General features: G+C 43.7%; 16 protein-coding genes. 5 read left to right on the top strand and 11 right to left on the bottom strand.

Going from position 1 to position 19,582, the window contains the following annotated elements; genetic code table 11:
* Nucleotides 1–3,960: Ig-like domain-containing protein (locus VHA02S_RS22585; protein WP_061788479.1), on the top strand; the 3,960-nt coding region annotated here is incomplete at its 5' end.
* 50 nt (nucleotides 3,961–4,010) lie between these two features.
* Here VHA02S_RS22585 and VHA02S_RS22580 read toward each other — a convergent pair.
* Nucleotides 4,011–5,204 carry a class I SAM-dependent methyltransferase gene (locus VHA02S_RS22580; protein WP_009697862.1) on the bottom strand — a complete coding sequence of 398 codons (1,194 nt, stop codon included), beginning with the start codon at nucleotides 5,202–5,204 and terminating at the stop codon, nucleotides 4,011–4,013.
* Nucleotides 5,205–5,390: 186 nt separating this feature from the next.
* Nucleotides 5,391–6,794 carry a methyl-accepting chemotaxis protein gene (locus tag VHA02S_RS22575; protein WP_038899597.1) on the bottom strand — a complete coding sequence of 468 codons (1,404 nt, stop codon included), beginning with the start codon at nucleotides 6,792–6,794 and terminating at the stop codon, nucleotides 5,391–5,393.
* Between the two features lie 90 nt (nucleotides 6,795–6,884).
* On the opposite strand from VHA02S_RS22575, the gene yccX reads away from it, so the two are divergent.
* Nucleotides 6,885–7,157 (top strand): acylphosphatase, encoded by a 273-nt coding sequence (yccX, locus tag VHA02S_RS22570; RefSeq protein ID WP_005446772.1) that lies wholly within the window; start codon nucleotides 6,885–6,887, stop codon nucleotides 7,155–7,157.
* Between the two features lie 73 nt (nucleotides 7,158–7,230).
* On the opposite strand, the gene VHA02S_RS22565 is transcribed toward yccX, so the two are convergent.
* The 6 genes from VHA02S_RS22565 to VHA02S_RS22540 all read right to left on the bottom strand — a co-directional run bounded on the left by VHA02S_RS22565 (nucleotide 7,231) and on the right by VHA02S_RS22540 (nucleotide 13,117).
* Nucleotides 7,231–7,560 carry a TusE/DsrC/DsvC family sulfur relay protein gene (locus VHA02S_RS22565; RefSeq protein ID WP_005446773.1) on the bottom strand — a complete coding sequence of 110 codons (330 nt, stop codon included), beginning with the start codon at nucleotides 7,558–7,560 and terminating at the stop codon, nucleotides 7,231–7,233.
* 353 nt (nucleotides 7,561–7,913) lie between these two features.
* Nucleotides 7,914–8,576, bottom strand: coding sequence for a Bax inhibitor-1/YccA family protein (locus VHA02S_RS22560; protein ID WP_005446774.1), 663 nt, complete (start codon nucleotides 8,574–8,576; stop codon nucleotides 7,914–7,916).
* Nucleotides 8,577–8,930: 354 nt separating this feature from the next.
* A complete protein-coding gene (locus VHA02S_RS22555; RefSeq protein ID WP_005443945.1) occupies nucleotides 8,931–9,680 on the bottom strand; it encodes an amino acid ABC transporter ATP-binding protein in 750 nt (249 codons plus the stop codon).
* Between the two features lie 23 nt (nucleotides 9,681–9,703).
* Complete coding sequence (locus VHA02S_RS22550) at nucleotides 9,704–10,801, bottom strand: amino acid ABC transporter permease (protein ID WP_005446775.1); 1,098 nt, start codon at nucleotides 10,799–10,801, stop codon at nucleotides 9,704–9,706.
* A 1-nt stretch (nucleotide 10,802) separates the two neighbouring features.
* Complete coding sequence (locus tag VHA02S_RS22545) at nucleotides 10,803–12,008, bottom strand: amino acid ABC transporter permease (protein WP_017818120.1); 1,206 nt, start codon at nucleotides 12,006–12,008, stop codon at nucleotides 10,803–10,805.
* 80 nt (nucleotides 12,009–12,088) lie between these two features.
* Complete coding sequence (locus tag VHA02S_RS22540; protein WP_005446777.1) at nucleotides 12,089–13,117, bottom strand: amino acid ABC transporter substrate-binding protein; 1,029 nt, start codon at nucleotides 13,115–13,117, stop codon at nucleotides 12,089–12,091.
* Nucleotides 13,118–13,578: 461 nt separating this feature from the next.
* On the opposite strand from VHA02S_RS22540, the gene VHA02S_RS22535 reads away from it, so the two are divergent.
* Complete coding sequence (locus tag VHA02S_RS22535; protein ID WP_005446778.1) at nucleotides 13,579–14,499, top strand: precorrin-2 dehydrogenase/sirohydrochlorin ferrochelatase family protein; 921 nt, start codon at nucleotides 13,579–13,581, stop codon at nucleotides 14,497–14,499.
* A 157-nt stretch (nucleotides 14,500–14,656) separates the two neighbouring features.
* On the opposite strand, the gene VHA02S_RS22530 is transcribed toward VHA02S_RS22535, so the two are convergent.
* Entirely contained in the window at nucleotides 14,657–15,139 is a 483-nt protein-coding gene (locus VHA02S_RS22530) for a YajQ family cyclic di-GMP-binding protein (protein WP_005446779.1), read from the bottom strand.
* A gap of 32 nt (nucleotides 15,140–15,171) precedes the next feature.
* The gene (locus VHA02S_RS22525; protein ID WP_005446791.1) at nucleotides 15,172–16,224 is read right to left on the bottom strand and encodes a 3-deoxy-7-phosphoheptulonate synthase; all 1,053 of its coding nucleotides are present in this window, start codon (nucleotides 16,222–16,224) and stop codon (nucleotides 15,172–15,174) included.
* 396 nt (nucleotides 16,225–16,620) lie between these two features.
* On the opposite strand from VHA02S_RS22525, the gene VHA02S_RS22520 reads away from it, so the two are divergent.
* The gene (locus VHA02S_RS22520; RefSeq protein WP_017818121.1) at nucleotides 16,621–17,112 is read left to right on the top strand and encodes a DUF4442 domain-containing protein; all 492 of its coding nucleotides are present in this window, start codon (nucleotides 16,621–16,623) and stop codon (nucleotides 17,110–17,112) included.
* Nucleotides 17,113–17,137: 25 nt separating this feature from the next.
* On the opposite strand, the gene VHA02S_RS22515 is transcribed toward VHA02S_RS22520, so the two are convergent.
* Entirely contained in the window at nucleotides 17,138–18,490 is a 1,353-nt protein-coding gene (locus VHA02S_RS22515; RefSeq protein ID WP_005446794.1) for a hypothetical protein, read from the bottom strand.
* Between the two features lie 183 nt (nucleotides 18,491–18,673).
* Here VHA02S_RS22515 and VHA02S_RS22510 point away from each other — a divergent pair, with 183 nt between their 5' ends.
* On the top strand, nucleotides 18,674–19,510 hold the full coding sequence (locus tag VHA02S_RS22510; protein ID WP_005446795.1) for a CvfB family protein: 837 nt from the start codon (nucleotides 18,674–18,676) through the stop codon (nucleotides 19,508–19,510).
* The last annotated feature ends 72 nt before the right edge of the window (nucleotides 19,511–19,582 follow it).

Genomic DNA, 19,582 nt, shown 5'->3' with positions numbered 1-19,582 from the left:
CTCACTAACGAGTCTGAAGCTGCGGTTCAGGTTCAGCTTACTCTTAACACTGGTGACACCGGAGTGGGTGATCTAGGCACGCTTGAATATAATACTGGTTCCGGCTGGGTTGCAGTTCCGAATGATGGTTTAGTCACGGTACCAGCAGGCTCGACTCAATTTGATGTTCGAATTGATACCCTGAACGACGCAGTGTTTGAGCAGGATGAGGACTTCAGTGTTTCTGTTGTAGGCGTTGGTCCTGTATTGGGCTCTGATGTCGGTAATGCAACAATTATCGATAATGATGCACCTCCAGCTATTTCCGACGTTATCGATGCGGTTGTTTCAGAAGAAGGGTTAACCGATGGTATACCTGATTCCACGGGTTCTCCTACCGATACTACAAATGCAGCCAGCTTCTCAGGGTCATTTACAGTTGGAGACCCGGATACAGCGAATGTTTCAGTCGTTCTTTCTGGTCCAAATACACTCACATCAGGTGGAGAGCCTGTGTCTTGGGCATGGAACAGCAATACTCAATTATTGACGGCTTCTACTGCGAGTTTAGCTGTTGTTGCAACTGTTGTTCTCACGGAGCCCGCTGTCTCAGGACAAGGTTCTTGGGATTACAACATCACACTGTTTGAACCACTCGATCATCCGGTGAATGATGTTGAGGATATCATTGACTTTGATTTGCAGATCTCGGTCAGTGATGGTCAAACCACAACGTCTGAAAGCCTCAATGTTATTGTTGAAGATGACCGTCCATCAGTACCAAGTAACGTGCCAGTAGTAGACGTTACAAACTTGGATATCCCCGATGTTATAACTGGACAAGTGAGCTTTACAGGTAATGGTGCAGATTCTTTCAGTAGAACGTTTGGTGACGTTGTTGTAACGGCCGAAGGTTTTATTTCGGATGAATCGGTGACGCTTGGCGCAGCACAAGTCAATCAGTCTTCGGATGGTATTGGGGTTAAAAGCTCAGGTGACAACGGCTTCCCGTTAGATAATGAGGTCGATTACCGTTTTGCTAACAATCAAGGTGTATCTGAAAAACTCATCATAGACTTGGGTGATAAAGTTGCATTTGGTGCGGAAATTGAGTTTGCCAAAATGTTTGGAGGTGAATTAGAAGAAGGGGTCGCATCATTCTATCGAGATGGCGTGCTAATTGCTCAACAAACCTTTACTTCTGATGCTCAAAGTGGTGATTTCGCAGCAAACTTTAGTGTTCAGCAAGGTGGCTTTGATCAGATCATTCTAGAAGCAACGGATAATGGTAATGGACCGAATATTGAAGATAATAGTGATTTTACTGTTAAATCCATTACCTTTATCGGTTCTGATGGTGGTATTCCAATCGCATCCGCAGAGGGAACAATTAGTTCTACATACGGTGCAGATGGTCCGGGCGTAACAGCTTTAACGGGTGCGGAATCAGGTTTACAGACGGCAGGTGGAGACGATATTACAGTCAGCGTCGACGCGCAAAACCCTAATCGTTTAGTTGGTTCAACAGATAATGGTGTTACGTTCGAAGTGCAGTTTACACCGAGCACAGGCAAGTGGGAGTTCATCCAATATGAGCCACTCAGCGAACCTATTGGTGATGGTGATATTGACTTCGAGTACACAGTAACGGATGCCGATGGAGACAGTGTTACGGGATCATTTGCAGTTAACCCTGCTATCCCACCAACCATTTCTGGTGCAGTAGCACTTAATGTGTCTGAAGAAGGTTTACCTGATGCGAATGCCGACAATGGAGCATTAGCTGGTTTTATTGATACAACAGATTCCACGAATGATACTGGCTCACTTACATTGGGAGCAACTGTGGAATCCGTCACATTGGGCTTACCAACGACGCTAATTTCAAGTGATGGAGATGCATTAGTTTGGACGCTCTCAAACAACGATAAGACACTTACGGGCTCTGCAAGCGGTCAGCCAATTATTGAGGTGTCTGTTGACGATCTTGGTAATTTATCGACAGAGCTACTAGGAAAAGTCGATCATCCGGATAGTGGTGGCGAAGACGTAATTGATTTAGAAGTTCCAGTGATTGCGTCAAACGCACTTGGTATTACTAGCTCTGCAACTGCTACGGTCGCCATTGAAGATGACTCTCCATTTGCTGAAACGGTTGTTGAAGACGTTAATGCGATGCAAACAACAGGTTCCAACGTTCAGTTGATCCTGGATGTATCAGGATCGATGGGGTGGGATTCAGTTACTGGTTCAAGTTCAAATGTTGTAACTTCGCGTCTTGATGTACTGAAAAGCGCATCGATAGCCTTGTTATTAGAATACCAATTACTTGGAGATACTAAAGTTCAAATCACAACCTTCAGTAGTAATGCAAATGTACTTGGCGAAGATGGTGTTGAATCATCAGATAACAGCTTACCTAATGATTTAACAACAATTTGGATGGATGTTGATCAAGCTATCGCACTGATTAATAGCTTAACTGCAGGTGGCGGTACGGATTACGACGATGCCGTTGCACTTGCTGCCGAAGATGATGTTTGGGGTAATCCTGAGCTACTTGCGGATGCAAACAACCTCAGCTACTTCCTATCGGATGGTAATCCTAGCTCTACCGGGAATCAGATTGATGCAACAGAACAGTCGGATTGGGAAGCGCAGCTAGAGCAATATAATGTAACAGCGCTCGCTTACGGTATTGGTACCGGAGCTGCAACCCAGTTCTTAGAGCCAGTTGCTTATGACGCTAATAATCCAATAGATAAACAAATCGACCCAATTATCGTTCCGGATATTAATAGCCTTCCAGCGATACTCATCCAATCGATCGTAACGCCAATAACTGGTGCTTTAGGTTCGACTGTTATGGGGGGAAGTGCGTCGTTCTTTGGTGCTGATGGCGGCTATGTATCGTCATTTAACTATGGTGGCGCAACGGGTATTACGGTGACGTTTGATGGTACGACTATTACGGTGGATGATGACGCTAACAACACTGGAGCGACAACCATTGTTGATGCAGTTGAAGATACCGTGACGATTGTAGTGGACAGTCAAAACTCTGTAGTTATTGATTTAAACACGGGTGAATACACCTTCTTTGCTTCATCGATTGCGGTTGCTACTCAGTTTGACTTTGATTACGTACTGACTGACGGCGATGGTGATACTACAGCAGAAACCGTTTCATTTGATTTGGAGCCAAACTCTGTTGAAGCTGTAGATGACACAGCATCAACACCTGAAGGGACGCCAATTGTGGTTGATGTACTTTCAAACGATACCAACAGCGACAATGCGGCTACACTAACGTTGGCTGACGCAGTTGTTGATCCAAGTAAAGGTCAAGTACTCGTTGTAGATAATCAGTTGGTATTTATCCCTTCAAATAGTTTGGATGATGGAGATAGTGCAAGAATTTCTTATCGAACTGAGTCATCAAACGGTGATTTTGATATAGGGGCACTTACGGTGTCTGTTACTGCAAGTGTAGGCGCGCCTTCAGGAGTGGGTGGTAATAGTGATGATACTCTTGTTGGTACAGCAAGTGCCGATATCTTACTTGGAGAGGAAGGAGAAGATACTATCTCGGGCAATGCGGGGGAAGATATCATCATAGGAGGTCTAGACGATGATATCCTGACCGGTGGTGCTGATGGTGATGTGTTTGTTTGGACTCAAATGGATAATGCAGTGGATTCAGTCACAGACTTTGATGCGTCGGAAGGCGACAAACTCGAACTTAGAGATTTGTTCGATGATGTTTCTGGTACCGATATGTCGACGCTGCTTGATGATTTTGAGTCTGGTGACTTCTCTGGACAAGTGAATGGTATTACCTTGTCTGTAACGGAAGATTCTGGAGACTCGACCCTAACCATTAATAAAGGGGGGCAGCAGTTAGATATCAACTTCGATGGCGCATCGGCTGCAGATATTGCCAACAGTATCATTACTAATCTTGAGCAATTGAGAGAATAAAAAAACGGAGCGAAAGCTCCGTTTTCTTTTGAATCTAAAATAGCCAGCGATTAAAGGACCTTACACGCAAAGCCTTTTAGGTAGAAACCTTCTGGGTAAGCGGTATCAGTAGGGTGATCCGCTGCTTGTTCGAAACGTTCCACAAATTTTACTTGGCGATTTGCATCTACTGCGGCATCGGCAATAATTTTTTGGAACAGAACTTGGTCCATCAGACCAGAGCAAGAATAGGTAAGTAGCGTGCCACCAGGGTTTAGAATTTGCATGGCCAACATGTTGATGTCCTTGTAGCCACGACACGCGCCATTTAGTTGTGCTTTGCTTTCAGCAAATTTCGGTGGATCCATGATAACAACGTCGAACTTCGTACCTTGGTCACGGTATTCACGTAGCAGTTTGAACACATCGGCGTTTAGGAATACAGCACGTTTCTTAGAGATATCAAACTCATTCAGCTCTGCATTGAATTTTGCTGTGTCGAGAGCAGGTTGTGATACATCGGCGTTAATAACACGTTTCGCGCCACCTTTTAGCGCGTACAGACCAAAACCACCTGTGTACGAGAAACAGTTGAGAACTTCTTTATCTTTCACGTACTTCATCGCTTGTTGACGGCTATCACGTTGGTCTAAGTAGAAACCAGTTTTATGACCACCAACAATATCTACGCTGATCTTCACGCCGTTTTCTTCAATTACCACTGATTTTGGTGGCTCTTCACCGTGCAATACGCCGGTTGTTTCTTTAAGACCTTCCTTCTTACGTACCGCGACGTCAGAACGCTCGTAAACGTTACAACCAGGGAAACACTCAACTAACGCATCAACAATAGCTTGTTTGTTGTATTCTGCACCTGCACTTAGAAGCTGACACACAAAGAAGTTTTGGTAACGGTCGATCGTAACACCTGGCATACCATCAGACTCTGCTGCGATAAGGCGGTAGCCAGTAAGACCGTCGCGGTCGATAACGTCTTCACGAAGAAGCTGAGCGTTGTTGAAGCGCTTAACGAAGAATGCTTTGTTGATCTCTTCTTTTTCAAAGCTCCAAATACGAGCACGAATTTGAGATGCTGGAGAATATGCCGCTTTAGCTAGCCATTTCCCGTCGTGAGTAAATACATCAATGGTTTCGCCAAGAGCAGGTTCGCCCTCAACTTTACTGATGCCTCGAGAGAAGATCCATGGGTGCTTACGCTTAACCGATTTCTCACGACCTTTAACCAAATAGATAGCAGCTGTCATTTCTTTAGCTCTTGTTGAATTTTGAAAGGGGCGTATTGTCCGGGATGTTGCCCGCAAAAGCAATATCCATCGACAATCCAATCATTTGTAGAGGCTTTAATTATAAACTTGTGAGTGGAATAACGGACGGGTTTTTCAGGCGCAAAAAAGGGCCACCGAAGTGACCCTAGCTATTAGTTTATGTGATTAAGCTTTCAAGCCAGTCAGCAGTGATTCCATAGTGTCACTTTGGGCACGAAGCTGCTCGACATTCTGAGATGTGGTGCTGATCATCGTACACACATTGTTAGCTTGAATGCGGATCTCTTCAACACTCGATGCAATGTTGTCAGCCACTACGCCTTGTTCTTCAGCTGCCGTAGCGATTTGAACGCTGCTGTCAGAAATAGTTTGGTTCTTGTCTGCAAGTGAGCCAATCTCTTGATTCACTTCGGCCATTAGAGTTTGACCTTCATTCGCATTGTGAACTGTTACTTCCATCAACTTAGTCAGTGATTGACTGTTACGTTGTAGCGCTTCAATCATTGCTTGAATTTCGACGGTTGCTTGTTGAGTCCTGCCAGCAAGAGCACGAACTTCGTCGGCTACGACCGCGAAACCACGACCTTGCTCACCAGCACGCGCCGCTTCAATGGCTGCGTTTAGCGCAAGGAGGTTCGTTTGTTCAGAGATACCGTTGATGGTTGTTACCACTTCATCAATCTGCGCCGCGTTTGCATCTAACTCTTCTACCGCTTGAGATGCTGATTGGATCTCAGTGGAAAGGTTGGAGATAGAGTGAAGCGTGTTTTCCACTTTCACCTGACCTGATTGAGCGACGCTGCGAGCATCATCAGTTTGAGCGCTTGAGTCATGAGCCAGTGTTGCTACTTCGCGAATGGTTGATGCCATTTCCTCTGTTGCGCTTGCCAGCGAATTCAAGTGCTCTTGTTGCGTGTTAGAGATTTCAGAACTGTTTTGAATAGATAGGTTTAGATCTGAGCTGATTTGCTGCATAAGCGCCACAGACTCCTGAATCGACTGAACCATCTTTTGTTCACGATCGGCAACTTTATCGATCGTAATAGCAATCTCACTAAACTCGTCACGAACAGGGAAAAAGTTCATACGAGCAGTTAAATCACCGTTTGCCAATGTGTTTAGTGCTTTGTTCATTGTGAACATCGCACCACCGATGAACGTCATGATGTAGTAAACGCCCATTGCAATGATAAACAGAGTGATAAGAATAATGCTTACTTGCGTTGTAGATAGTGCTGTCCATAGCGACTGTTCATGGTTAGCAACAAGACTAAAAGCCCCATTCATAACAGAAACAGCTTCTGGACCTGTACCGAAAGCAATCGTATCTGAACTTGAGATCAGGCTAGCAACTTGAGATTGCGAGAGATTACCTGCCTCGATAAGACCTTTCATTAACATCAACTCTTCCTGATATAAGTCAGTAATAAGTGAGTCTGCGGCACTGTTCAAAACGAGAGTTAGGATGACTAATGCGATGAGAGGGAGCAAGAAGAGTAGGTAGAACTTTTCTTGAATCTTTAAATGGATGAGATATTTGTCAATCCAACGGAAAGGAATTTCTTTCATAATTATTATAACCATATAAAAACCCACTATCCTTAGTGGGGTAAATAGACGGAAATAATATATCACTCAAATTTAGGGAGCGGTATACGGATGGTACTAAAGTGTGAGAAGTTTCTGATAGTAGGTCACGTACAAGGGGTAGGATTTCGATACCACACATCACATCAAGGTTTGAAACTAGGTTTAACCGGGTACGCGAAGAACTTAAATAATGGGGATGTTGAGGTGATTGCTTGCGGCACCGATGAACAAATCGCGGCGTTTTCTAAGTGGTTGGAAGATGGTCCGCGGACGGCAACGGTTGACAGTGTCACTCAAGAGAGTGTGTCTTATAAGCCTTTCCGCGGATTTAAGATCTTATAGCTCCAAGCGCAGTAACTCGATAAGCAACAGCTTCACACGCTGGGCTTGTCGACGTGGCGTTGAGGCGGGCGGTTTATAAGCATTTAGCAGGTTTTGGCAAACCAGCTAGCTTAGTCGCTTGCTTTGCGGGACCTTTCTTGAAAAGTTTGAACAGGTACTTGCTGTTTCCTTTCTCTGGACCATGCGCTTTTTCCATCGCTTTAACCAGCATTCTCACAGCTGGTGATGTGTTGAACTCTTCATAGAAATCACGCACGAAGTGAACCACTTCCAAATGCGCCTCTGTCAGTTCAATTTCTTCTTCTTTTGCTAGAAGCTCAATCATGCCTTCTTCCCACTGTGTGTGGTCAAGTAGGTAGCCTTGAGCATCAGTTTCAATTTCTTTGCCGTTATAAACGAACATAGCTCTATTTCCGCTAAGTAACCATTGATAAGTATAGGGTAGCGTAGAGGCTGGCTTGTGCTCAACAAAAGAATCTGTTGAGTCGACTGAGCGAATTAAATTCATACGATTCAAAATATTAAACTGTGGGAGACAATCGTTAAGCTTACACCTTTCGAGTTATGCAAGAAAATGTAAACCTATGCAGGTTGTTAGAAAATTCTCGGGGTGAGTATTTCTATTTTTGCATGAGTATTCAATTTGTTGTTTGAGGGGCGGTGTAAAAAGGAAGGTAACATCCACAAGGTAAGGTGCAAAGAAAAAGCCCGAAGTACAACTTCGGGCTTTTTGGAGCTTCAATTCAATCTGACGGTTTAGTCGTCGTTCATGATACCTAGAATGCTTAGTAGGCTGATGAAGATGTTGTAGATTGAAACATACAGCGTAATTGTCGCAGAGATGTAGTTTGTTTCGCCGCCACGGATGATGCCTTGAGTAGTCATCAGGATTGCCATGGTAGAGAAAACAATAAACAAGCTGCTCATTGCTAGGTGCAGGATAGTAGATTGGATGAAGATACTCGCAATCATACCCACAACTAGAACAACGAACAGTGACAGCATTAGACCACCCATCATAGATAGGTCACGCTTAGTTGTCAGTGCGTAAGCAGAAGCTGCCATGAATGACAGAGCAGTACCGCCAAGTGCTGTTAGCACAACGTCGCCCATGCCAGCACCGATGTACATGTTTAGAATTGGACCGATGGTGTAACCTAAGAAACCCGTAAATAGGAATGTAAATACAAGACCCATGCTGTTGTTACGGTTCTTTTCAGTCAGGAATAGTAGACCGTAGAAACCGACCAACATTAGGATGATACCTGGACGTGGTAGGTTAAACGCCATCGATACGCCAGCAACCAGTGCTGACCATAGTAGAGTCATAGAAAGTAGTGCATATGTATTACGCAATACTTTGTTGGTTTGTAGAGCACTCTCTTGAGTAGTAGTGCGAGAAAACATAGGACTGTTCATAATCTTCCTCTATAAGGGACTGTCTTATCTTTAATATATAGACATATATGGGCCCGATAGTTCAAAAAATCAAGCCCGCCACATGTACATCTAGAACAAAATAATAATAGAAATAATGTGTTATGTATGTGGCAACTTGTAACACAATATTACCGCCTTGCCTAGCGGAGAAAGGCTTATTATTCAAAGCTCTGAAGACCAGTTCACGCAGAATGTTGTAACGTTGCGCAAATTTACAACGCGTTGAATCAACTGGACTTTCGTAACATGGTCTGTTTGCCAGTATGAGAGTAAAGAAAAAGCGCTGATATTGAGTTCAGCGCTTTGTCGGTTATCTCGGTGTTCAGAATGCGTTTAATGGTGAAGAATCTGAGCCAAGAAGTTCTGTGTACGATCCGATTGAGGGTTCTCAAAGAAATCGACAGGATTGTTTTCTTCGATGATTTCCCCCGCGTCCATAAAGATGACTCGGTCGGCGACTTCTTTTGCAAAGCCCATCTCGTGCGTTACACATAGCATGGTCATGCCTTCTTCCGCCAGTTCTACCATTACGTCAAGTACTTCACGCACCATTTCTGGGTCCAGTGCAGAAGTTGGTTCATCAAACAGCATCACTTTAGGGCTCATACACAAAGAGCGAGCAATGGCTACACGTTGCTGCTGACCACCGGAGAGCTGCCCCGGATACTTGTCCGCTTGATCGGGGATCTTAACGCGCTCTAAGTACTGCATTGCGATGGCTTCGGCTTCTTCTTTTGGCATTTTCTTCACCCAGATAGGGGCAAGCGTACAATTCTCCAAAACCGTTAGATGAGGGAAAAGGTTAAAGTGCTGGAAGCACATACCCACTTCACGACGAACCGCCTCAATGTTTTTCAGGTCTTCTGTAAGTTCAGTACCCGACACATAGATGCTGCCAGCTTGATGCTCTTCCAGACGGTTGATACAGCGAATCATGGTCGATTTACCAGATCCGGATGGTCCACAGATGACGATTTTTTCGCCTTTCTTAACGTCTAGATTGATATTCTTTAGTACGTGAAACTCACCATACCACTTATTCATGTCCTTCAACTGGATCATATAATCTTGTTGTTGCGTCATAATACGTCCTTGATCTTGATGAGTTATCGTTTGTGACCGGTATGCAATTTGTTTTCAAGCCATATCGAGTAACGTGACATGCCAAAACAAAATACCCAAAACACTAACGCGACAAATACATAACTTTCTGTTGCGAAGCCTAGCCATTCAGGGTCGGTATTCGCAGCTTGTCCAATGCCCAGTACGTCAAACATACCAATAATAAGCACAAGACTGGTGTCTTTAAAGAGACCGATAAAAGTGTTCACAATAGAAGGGATAGTGATCTTAAGCGCCTGTGGCAAAATGATCAGTCCCATCTTCTTCCAATAGGTAAGACCGAGAGCGTCTGCCGCTTCATATTGTCCTTTCGGGATCGCTTGCAAGCCACCACGTACCACCTCTGCCATGTAAGCCGCACTGAACATAACCACACCGATAAGTGCACGGATTAGCTTGTCAGTTTCTGAGCCTTGAGCCAAGAACAGAGGTAACATCACTGATGCCATGAACAGTACAGTAATGAGTGGGACACCACGCCACACTTCGATGTATACAGTACAGATACTGCGGATGATTGGCATATCTGAACGTCGACCCAGGGCAAGCGCAACACCGATTGGAAGGGAGACGACGATACCAACGAGTGCAATGATCAAGGTTACTAGTAGACCACCCCACTTGTGCGTTTCAACCACTTCAAGACCGAATACTCCACCATAAAGCAAGGCTGCAATAATGAATGGGTAAATGTTTACGAAGAACAACCAAATCCAAATGCGTTTTGGCGTTTTCTCATAAGCAAGTAGTGCAGTAAAGATCGCCAATGTGATGTAGAACAGGCGAGGGCGCCAGAGTTCCGCTTCCGGATAGAAGCCATACATGAACTGTTCCCAACGGACGCTAATAAAGACCCAACATGCGCCTTCACGTGTACAGTCGTCTCTCGTTGTGCCAACCCAGTCTGCATTGATAAACGCCCAATCAACAATGTTCCAAAGAGCAGAAAATACGATATAAGCCAGAATCAACGTCACGATGGAGTTGATTGGTCCATTGAATAGATTTTTGCGTAGCCAACCTACGACACCAACAGTGTTTGCTGGCGGCGGGAGATCAGGCTGAAATTGATGTGTACTCATATTATCTCTCCACCAGCGCAACTTTACGGTTATACAAGTTCATTAACGCAGAAGTGATTAAACTCAACGTCAAGTAAACGCCCATGGTCATCGCGATAATTTCGATCGCTTGTCCAGTTTGGTTCAGCGTAGTTCCTGCGAACACAGAAACCAAATCTGGGTAACCAATCGCCATTGCCAGGGAAGAGTTCTTGGTTAGGTTCAGGTATTGGCTAGTAAGAGGAGGGATGATGATACGTAATGCCTGAGGGATCACGACCAGCTTCAGAGTTTTTGTGCGTGGTAAACCAAGCGACATTGCTGCTTCAGTTTGACCATGACTCACAGCGTTAATACCAGAGCGTACAATCTCTGCGATAAACGATGCAGTATAGACGCTTAACGCAAGTAGAAGTGCAGCCAGTTCAGGAATGATACTAATACCACCTCGGAAGTTAAAACCTTTTAATTCTGGATACTGCAAAGAAATCGGCATGCCAGCAAGGAAGTAAACCACTAAAGGAAGCACGATTACTAAGCCAAATACGATGCGACCCATCGGAGTTTGTTGACCTGTTAAACGTTGCTTGTTGTTCGCCCATACATTGATCAAAATGCTTGCGATGATACCTATGACTAGTGCCGCGACGACGAAGCTACTACCAGCCTCCATGACAGGCGCAGGGAAATACAGCCCGCGTACATTCAAAAAGATAGCTTCGCCAAGGCTCATACTTTGTCTTGGTGATGGTAGAGCTTGAAGAACCGCGAAATACCAGAAAAAGATTTGCAGAAGTAGTGGGATATTTCGGAAAGTTTCAATATATACCGCTGCTAATCGGCTCACCAACCAGTTTGATGAGAGACGAGCTATACCCATAACAAAACCAATAACGGTTGCTAGGACAATGCCTAACACTGAAACCAGTGCCGTATTGAGTAGACCAACGACGAAAGTACGCCCATAAGAAAACGTTTCGTCGTATTCGATAAGAGTCAGACCAATACCAAAGCCTGCTTCTTGATTAAGAAAACCAAAACCTGTTGCGATACCACGGGCATCAAGGTTCGTCAGTGCATTATTAATGATTGTGTAAAAGAAAAATACCAGTGCAGCTACGGCAATGATCTGGAAAATAGCGGAACGAAAAGCTGGATTATAAATCAGGCTCTTACTTCCGCTTGGTTTGGACATCGTACTTGGCGATGTATCATTCGTCGGTTTCATACAGCGATAACCTCAAACCCTTATTTATAGATTCACTCACGAAAAAGGGCGGCATAGACCGCCCTGTGATAATCGTTGTATTAGCGGATTGGTGGTGCGTACATGAAACCGCCCGCATTCCAAAGTGCATTCACACCACGAGAAATCTTCAGAGGTGAACCTGTACCAACCGTACGCTCAAAGCTTTCGCCGTAGTTACCAACTTGCTTAATCACTTGGTAGCCCCAATCGTCGCGAATGCCTAAACCTTTACCCTTCGGACCATCTACGCCAAGAATACGTTTGATGTTTGGATCTTTTGATTTCAACATCTCATCGGCATTTTTAGAGGTAATGCCGTATTCTTCCGCGTTCACCATCGCAAACAGAGTCCACTTCGCAATATTGAACCATTGATCGTCACCTTGACGTACAACAGGACCTAGAGGCTCTTTAGAGATGATTTCAGGAAGAACGTTAGCTGAAGAAGGGTCTTTCAAGTTCAGACGTAGCGCATACAAACCAGATTGGTCTGTCGTTAGTACGTCACAACGACCAGCATCAAAACCTTTAGAGGTTTGCGCTGCCGTATCAAATACTACAGGTTTATACGCCATACCTTGGTTACGGAAGTAGTCCGCAAGGTTAAGCTCGGTAGTGGTACCTGACTGCACACAGACTGATGCGCCATCAAGCTCTTTCGCACTTGAAACACCAAGATCTTTCTTAACCATGAAACCTTGACCGTCGTAATAGTTTACGCCAACAAAGTTCAGACCAAGAGCCGTATCACGGTGTAGAGTCCAGGTGGTGTTACGTGAAAGCACATCGATTTCACCCGATTGAAGCGCAGTGAATCGTTCTTTCGCGGTTAGGGGTACATATTTAACTTTTGTTTTATCCCCAAGAACGGCTGCAGCCAGTGCTTGGCAATATTCTACGTCGATACCTTCCCATTCACCTTTTGAGTTAGGGTTTGAAAAACCAGGTAGACCGGTACTTACGCCACAAGTAAGGAAGCCTTGTTTCGTGACTTTGTCCAGAGTAGTGTCTGCTGCTTGAGCTGAGGTAGCCATCATTGCAGTAGAAGCCGCTACGACGGAAGCAAGAACTGTTAGTTTGTTTGCCATTTGTATCCTTCCTGTATGATCCATGTTTAATCAGGAGCGACCTGATACAACGTGTCCAATTCGTTAGTGTTTTCGTCCTACATGATTGATTTTCGAAGAAACGGCAATCGCTAAATCAATCAGTTATAAGCGTAGGAAAGGATTTGCTAATTCTCAAATATATAATTTAAAAAGAGTTTTGGAGAGAAGTCACAAAGCGCCTTGCGATTTAGGATGACGAAATGTTAATTGTTTGTAAATAGTGCAACTAATTGTCAGATTGGTGCATCAGAACAATCGATAAAAGAGTGATTAAAACAAAAGGATAAAAGTTTGTTATTAAAAGTGTCATTAGTGTAGGGTGGCTATGTCAGCCGAAAATTTGAACAAAAATTATTTGTGAAGCCGAAACAAGGTGAAGTGGTTGCCCCATTTTTGGTAGCATGAATTTAGACAGTTATTTGAAGTGATCATGGATTGAAATGCGATATTTTCCTCTGTTCTTAGATTTAGTAAATAAACCAGTATTGGTTGTTGGTGGCGGTGAAGTAGCAAGCCGCAAAGTGGAAGCATTGCTCAAAGCCGGAGCAGACGTCACGATTGTCTCCCCAAGCCTTGTCGACTTTCTTGATAAGCTTGCTCAAGAGCAGCAAGTGCGATGGATTCAACGTTTTTATTCAAGTGACATTGTCACTAACTCATTCATTCAAGTATGGGCGACAACGGATAACCCGGAGCTTAACCATCAAGTGTATAAAGACGCAAAAGAGTTAGGTATTTTAGTAAACGTCGTCGATGACAAACCTTATTGTGATTTCATTACGCCTTCGATGATTAACCGCGGTCGTATTCAAATTGCCATCTCGAGTGGCGGTGCATCTCCAGTATTGATCCGAAACATCCGTGAAAAGCTAGAAGCCATCCTGCCGCAAAATATGGGACTGATGGCAGAGTTCGCCAACTCAAAACGTAACTCTATTAAAGAGGCATTACCAAGTGTCGATTTGCGTCGTAAATTTTGGGAGAACTACTTTTCGCACCCCGAGGTGGAAAATGCACGTGATAACCGTGAGCTGGAAACCATCTATCAAGAAACCATGACTAAGCCATTAGACGAGACAGGAAGCTGCACTTGGATTCAGGTAGGTAAAGACGTTGAAATGCTGCCTATTAAAGCCGTGCGCTACATGCAGCAGGCGGAGTTAGCGCTTCACTCAACCAAATGCGAAGCAAATGTGATGGAGTTAGTAAGAAGAGATGCGGAGCGTGAGGCATTTTCGAGTGCAACAGAGCTCTCAGATATGCTCAGAAAAGCCAAAGAAGAGAAGCTTCGTGTTTGTATCTTCGTTCCTTATGGAACAAGTGAGTTTTCACTTCTGCAAGGGCAAGACTTGGTGATCTAAGCTTTGTTATCTAGATAAAAGTTCGTTATCTAAATTAGTTATCAAAAATAGACGCTTAGATTACTCACAACACATACAAAAACGCCGACGAATATCTCGCCGGCGTTTTTTATTCCACGGTTCTCATTCTCTACATTAAGAGAGTAGGAGAGCGCAATTAATCACGGAAGTTGTTGTACTGGAATGGGATACCCATCTCAGCTTCACGGATCGTTGCAATCGTTGCTTGCAGATCGTCACGCTTCTTACCCGTTACGCGCAGTTTGTCGCCTTGGATAGATGCTTGGACTTTAAGCTTCGCGTCTTTGATTAGTTTAACTAGCTTTTTCGCGGTAGGCGTATCGATACCTTGGCGGAACGCAATGTTTTGGTGCCAGTTCTTACCCGTCGCTTCTGGATTTTTTGCATCCATAGCGTTCGCATCAATGTTACGCTTCGCCAAGTGGCTACGTAGGATGTCACGCATTTGCTTTAGCTGGAATTCGCCTTCTGCTGACACTTTTACATTTTCTTCTACTAGCTCAAAGCTCGCATTCACATTGCGGAAATCGAAACGAGTAGACAGTTCACGGTTAGCGTTATCAACCGCGTTACGTAGTTCAACGGTATCGATTTCTGAAACAATATCAAACGATGGCATGAAGATTCCTTGATTATCTTGTTATAGGGAAATTACTTACTGGATTTTACTGCGGCTGCCAGCATGTCTAGCATCGTTTCAGTATCATCCCAACCTAGACATGGGTCAGTAATCGACTGACCGTAAGTTAGGTTGTTAATATCAGTCATTGGCTGATTGCCTTCAATAATGAAGCTCTCTGCCATGATACCCGCAATGCGAGTGCTGCCTGATTTAATTTGTTCACAAATGTCTTGTGCAACATCAATTTGTTTACGGTGTTGCTTCTGACAGTTCGCATGACTGAAGTCTACAATCAAACGTTGTGGTAAGTCGAATTCAGCAAGTGCATCACACGCTTGTTTTACAGACGCTTCATCAAAGTTAGGACCTTTCTCACCACCACGAAGAATGATGTGACCATAAGGGTTCCCACTAGTGCGGTATACCGTCATACGTCCATTCTTATCTGGAGAGTAGAAGTAGTGTGATGCTTTAGACGCACGAATCGCATCAATTGCGATTTTTACGTTACCGTTAGTACCGTTCTTGAAGCCTACTGGACAAGATAAAGCAGAGGCCATCTCACGGTGGATTTGAGACTCAGTCGTACGAGCGCCAATTGCCCCCCACGTAATCAGATCTGCAATGTACTGACCAGTGATCATATCAAGAAACTCAGTAGCTGTAGCAAGACCAAGCTTGTTGATATCCAGTAGCAGTTTACGTGCTTTATGAAGACCCGCTTCAAGTGCGTATGAGCCATCTAGGTTAGGGTCAGTGATAAGACCTTTCCAACCAACAACAGTACGAGGTTTTTCAAAGTAAGTACGCATTACGATAAATAGCTCGTCTTTGTACTTATCTTGGATATTCGCAAGGCGAGTTGCGTAGTCGATTGCTGCTTCAGTGTCGTGCACAGAACACGGACCAACGATAGCAAGGATACGGTCATCCTCACCAGTTAAAATCTTTTCAATTTGACGACGAGATTGAGCGATGCGATCAGCTACATCATCAGTGATTGGATGTACGCTGCCTAGCTCTGCGGGTGTCGGCATTGGACCCAAAGGTTGGGTTCTCAATTCATCTGTTTTTATAGGCATGTTATAGCTTTATTCTCTATTGCGAAGCGGTAAAGATAACGGAATTATAGTTAGGAATAAACCGTTTCACGGGATTCTTATCTGTTAAATACCGAAATGTATGTAATGCTGTGGCTATTCATTAATGATAGTTATGTATAAATGACAAAAACCGATAAGGAGATCAATACATAGTCGTTTGAATTTATAACTACTTTTTCTATTCGATAACACGTATTTTTGCAAAAAGAAGCTTGGAGGCTAGGTATTCTGGGTGTTTCATATCCAACTTTAGAACTCGATAGAAAGAAACCGTTTGCGAAATTCCGTAGCTAGATCGATTTCTTATTAACAATTCTTTGACATTTTGGTGCTTCATTGATTAACTGGTCAGACTAGTTTGGTAAGGAGACCAAAATGTTATCTGCTGTTCGCCGTGCAAACCTTTATCTCAACTTATTCGGTTTTTCAAAAGTTCCGCTCATTTGGTTATGCCGCCCGAAAATTCTTGCGATCGATGATCAACATGTAGAGGTTAGAATCCCACTGAGAAGAAGAACCAAGAATCATCTTAACAGCATGTATTTTGGCGCGCTTGCCGTTGGTGCTGATGTGGCAGGTGGTTTTCTTGCGATGAGTAAGGCCCAAGAACAAGGGGAGCGCATTTCTCTGGCATTTAAAGGAGTAACGGCTGAGTTTTTAAAACGCCCTGAAGGCGATGTGCATTTTGTATGTTACGATGGTCCTTTGATTGATGAAATGCTTCGTATGACTCTAGAAACAGGTGAACGTATCAATCGAGACGTTAAGATCACCGCATTGTGTCCAAGTATTAATGGTGACGAACCAATGGCGGAGTTTTCCTTGACGCTTTCCATAAAAAAAGCAGCTCAAAGACAAGCTGCTTAATTTCTCAATAACGACTTATGACGTTCTAGTTCAATTCTATTTTCTCAATAGACACAATCTTCGAACGGTTCAAAACCACTTTCCAACGATAGTAAACAGGTTCATCGGTGTGGTTGTCTTCTTTGACAATCACATTGAGCAAGTGGCGTTTCTCAACAGACTCCTTACTCACTTGCCCTTCGTTTAATCGATATACGCGGTTCGAGCTTTTGTCCATTAAACGAATAATAGGGCGTAAACTCATGTTTAATGTCTCACGAGTTTGTTCGTAACCACTCAAGAACAATGATGTCGCCATCTCTGTTTTCGCATGATAGTGAAGGATTTGTTCTTCCCGTTGAACAACTCGTTTTTTACGAATGTTCTGAATACGATCAGGTAGGCTTGAAAGAGAACGGTAATCTAACCATTCCAATTTACGACCCACAACTTTCTTTGTTGTTGGGTCCATGTACTTCTTGCGCCACTTTGGCTTACCTTTGCGGATCCAACGCCACATCGCGTCGCGCAGGTCATCTTTAAAGATTTCACGTAGTGCGTAGATAAACGACATCGCGATGATGAAAGATGCAGAAATCTCTCCTAAGTAATCTCGGGCAAGAATAACGGTACTCGTCACGACTACCATCACCAGACCTGTCGCGATGCCTTTAATCGCTCGTTTGATGTTATTACCCATCGACATCGTTTTTTCACTCAAAACGATAGGGTGTTCAATCAAACGTCTTAACAAACGCATTTTGTTCGATAAACGAGTCACATCTTCAACAACGCTTGCAGAGTTGTAATTGTTTAGCTTTCGGTGCGCTTGCTCTTTCTCACACAGTGTAATCAAGCGTTCCTTGATCGTGCTGTAATCACCTTCACGAGGCAGGTGAGCCACAAGGGATAGGAATTTTTGCTCTGTGTACCAAGACAAGTAATTATCGATGTTAACGTAGTAGCGCTTAAGGTTTTCCTCATAGGGAATCGAACGGCGAAGACGTTTAAGGATGTCGAGCGTCAGTTCAATGACTTCATCTACTTCCTCTGCCGTGACGCTGTCACTCTCATGTTTATTTAGTGCGGCAACAGCTTTGTCGAGCGCGATAACGTATTGATACGCAAACAAACTCAAACTTACACGGTACTGACGGTTAGATAAGCGTCCACGTTTAGCAAGGCGACTGTGGACCAAAGGAAGCAGTACTTCAGTACTGTAATAAGATCGTTTTTGCGTGATCGAAGTGTAGTAGAACTCAGACTCACTGATGATGTCGGAATTTAAACCTAACTCACCAGGGATGAAAATATAGATATCAAGGTCGAGCGTTTTACTCTTTGCCAACGCATGGCTAATTTTCAAAGTTACCGAGTCTTGTTTGTCGACAGTGACCAAGGAAAGCTCCTGATTTTGCTAAAGCATCCTATACCCATAAGCGCCCGTTAATTGAATTAACTTAAGATCGGACTAGGATAAATTGTTGAACTAACACAGCATAACAGAGAGGTTTGCTTTTCTCTCTGATTTTCTTGTTAGTTTGGGTATAATTCCCTGTAAATTTAAAAAGAGACAAATTCGATGATTAAAATTGGTCAAATTAACAGCTTAGAAGTCATTAAAACGGCTGATTTTGGCGTATTTCTGGATGGCGAAGACTACGGTTCTGTATTGCTGCCTAATAAGTATGTACCTGAAGGTACAGAACTTGGCGCGCACCTAGATGTATTTCTTTACTTTGATTCAGAAAGTCAGCTAGCTGCGACCATTGATAAACCAATCGCTCAAGTCGGCGAATGGGGACTAATGAAGATCGAAGGCATCAATAAGACTGGTGCGTTCGTAAACTGGGGTATTAAAGAAAAAGACCTTCTTATCCCATTCAGTGAGCAACGCGCTCGCTTTACTGCAGGTCAAAACATCCTAGTTTACGTTTATACAGATAAGGCATCTGGTCGTATTGTAGGTACAACTAAGTTCAATAAATGGCTAGATAAAACGCCGGCTAACTACGAAGTGAATGAGCAAGTTGATCTGATTATCGCAGAGCGTAGCCAACTTGGTTATAAAGCCATCGTGAACGGCGAACACTGGGGCATGATCTTCCCATCGGATGTGTTCGGTAAGCTGTTTATTGGTAAGAAGCTGAAAGGTTACATTAAGCAAGTTCGTGAAGATGGCAAGATTGATCTAGCGCTACAAAAAGTTGGCGTAGCGAAGATGGATGATCTTTCTAGTAAGGTGATTGAGTTACTAGAAAAGAAAGGCGGCTTCTTGCCTCTAAACGATAAATCTTCTCCTGAAGCGATTTTTGAAGCGTTCCGTACCAGTAAAGGTACTTACAAGAAAACCATTGGTGGCTTGTACAAAGCAGGTAAGATCGTTATTGAAAAAGACGGTATCCGTTTAGCCGAGTAAACAGATTCACAACTGATGAAAATAGTGTTGGCTGGTGGACTAGTGAGTTTTTCCTTTTGGGTAATTATACTC

Source organism: Vibrio harveyi NBRC 15634 = ATCC 14126 = KCTC 12724 (assembly GCF_001591145.1).
GTDB lineage: Bacteria > Pseudomonadota > Gammaproteobacteria > Enterobacterales > Vibrionaceae > Vibrio > Vibrio harveyi.
This window is presented reverse-complemented; position numbering and strand designations above follow the sequence as displayed.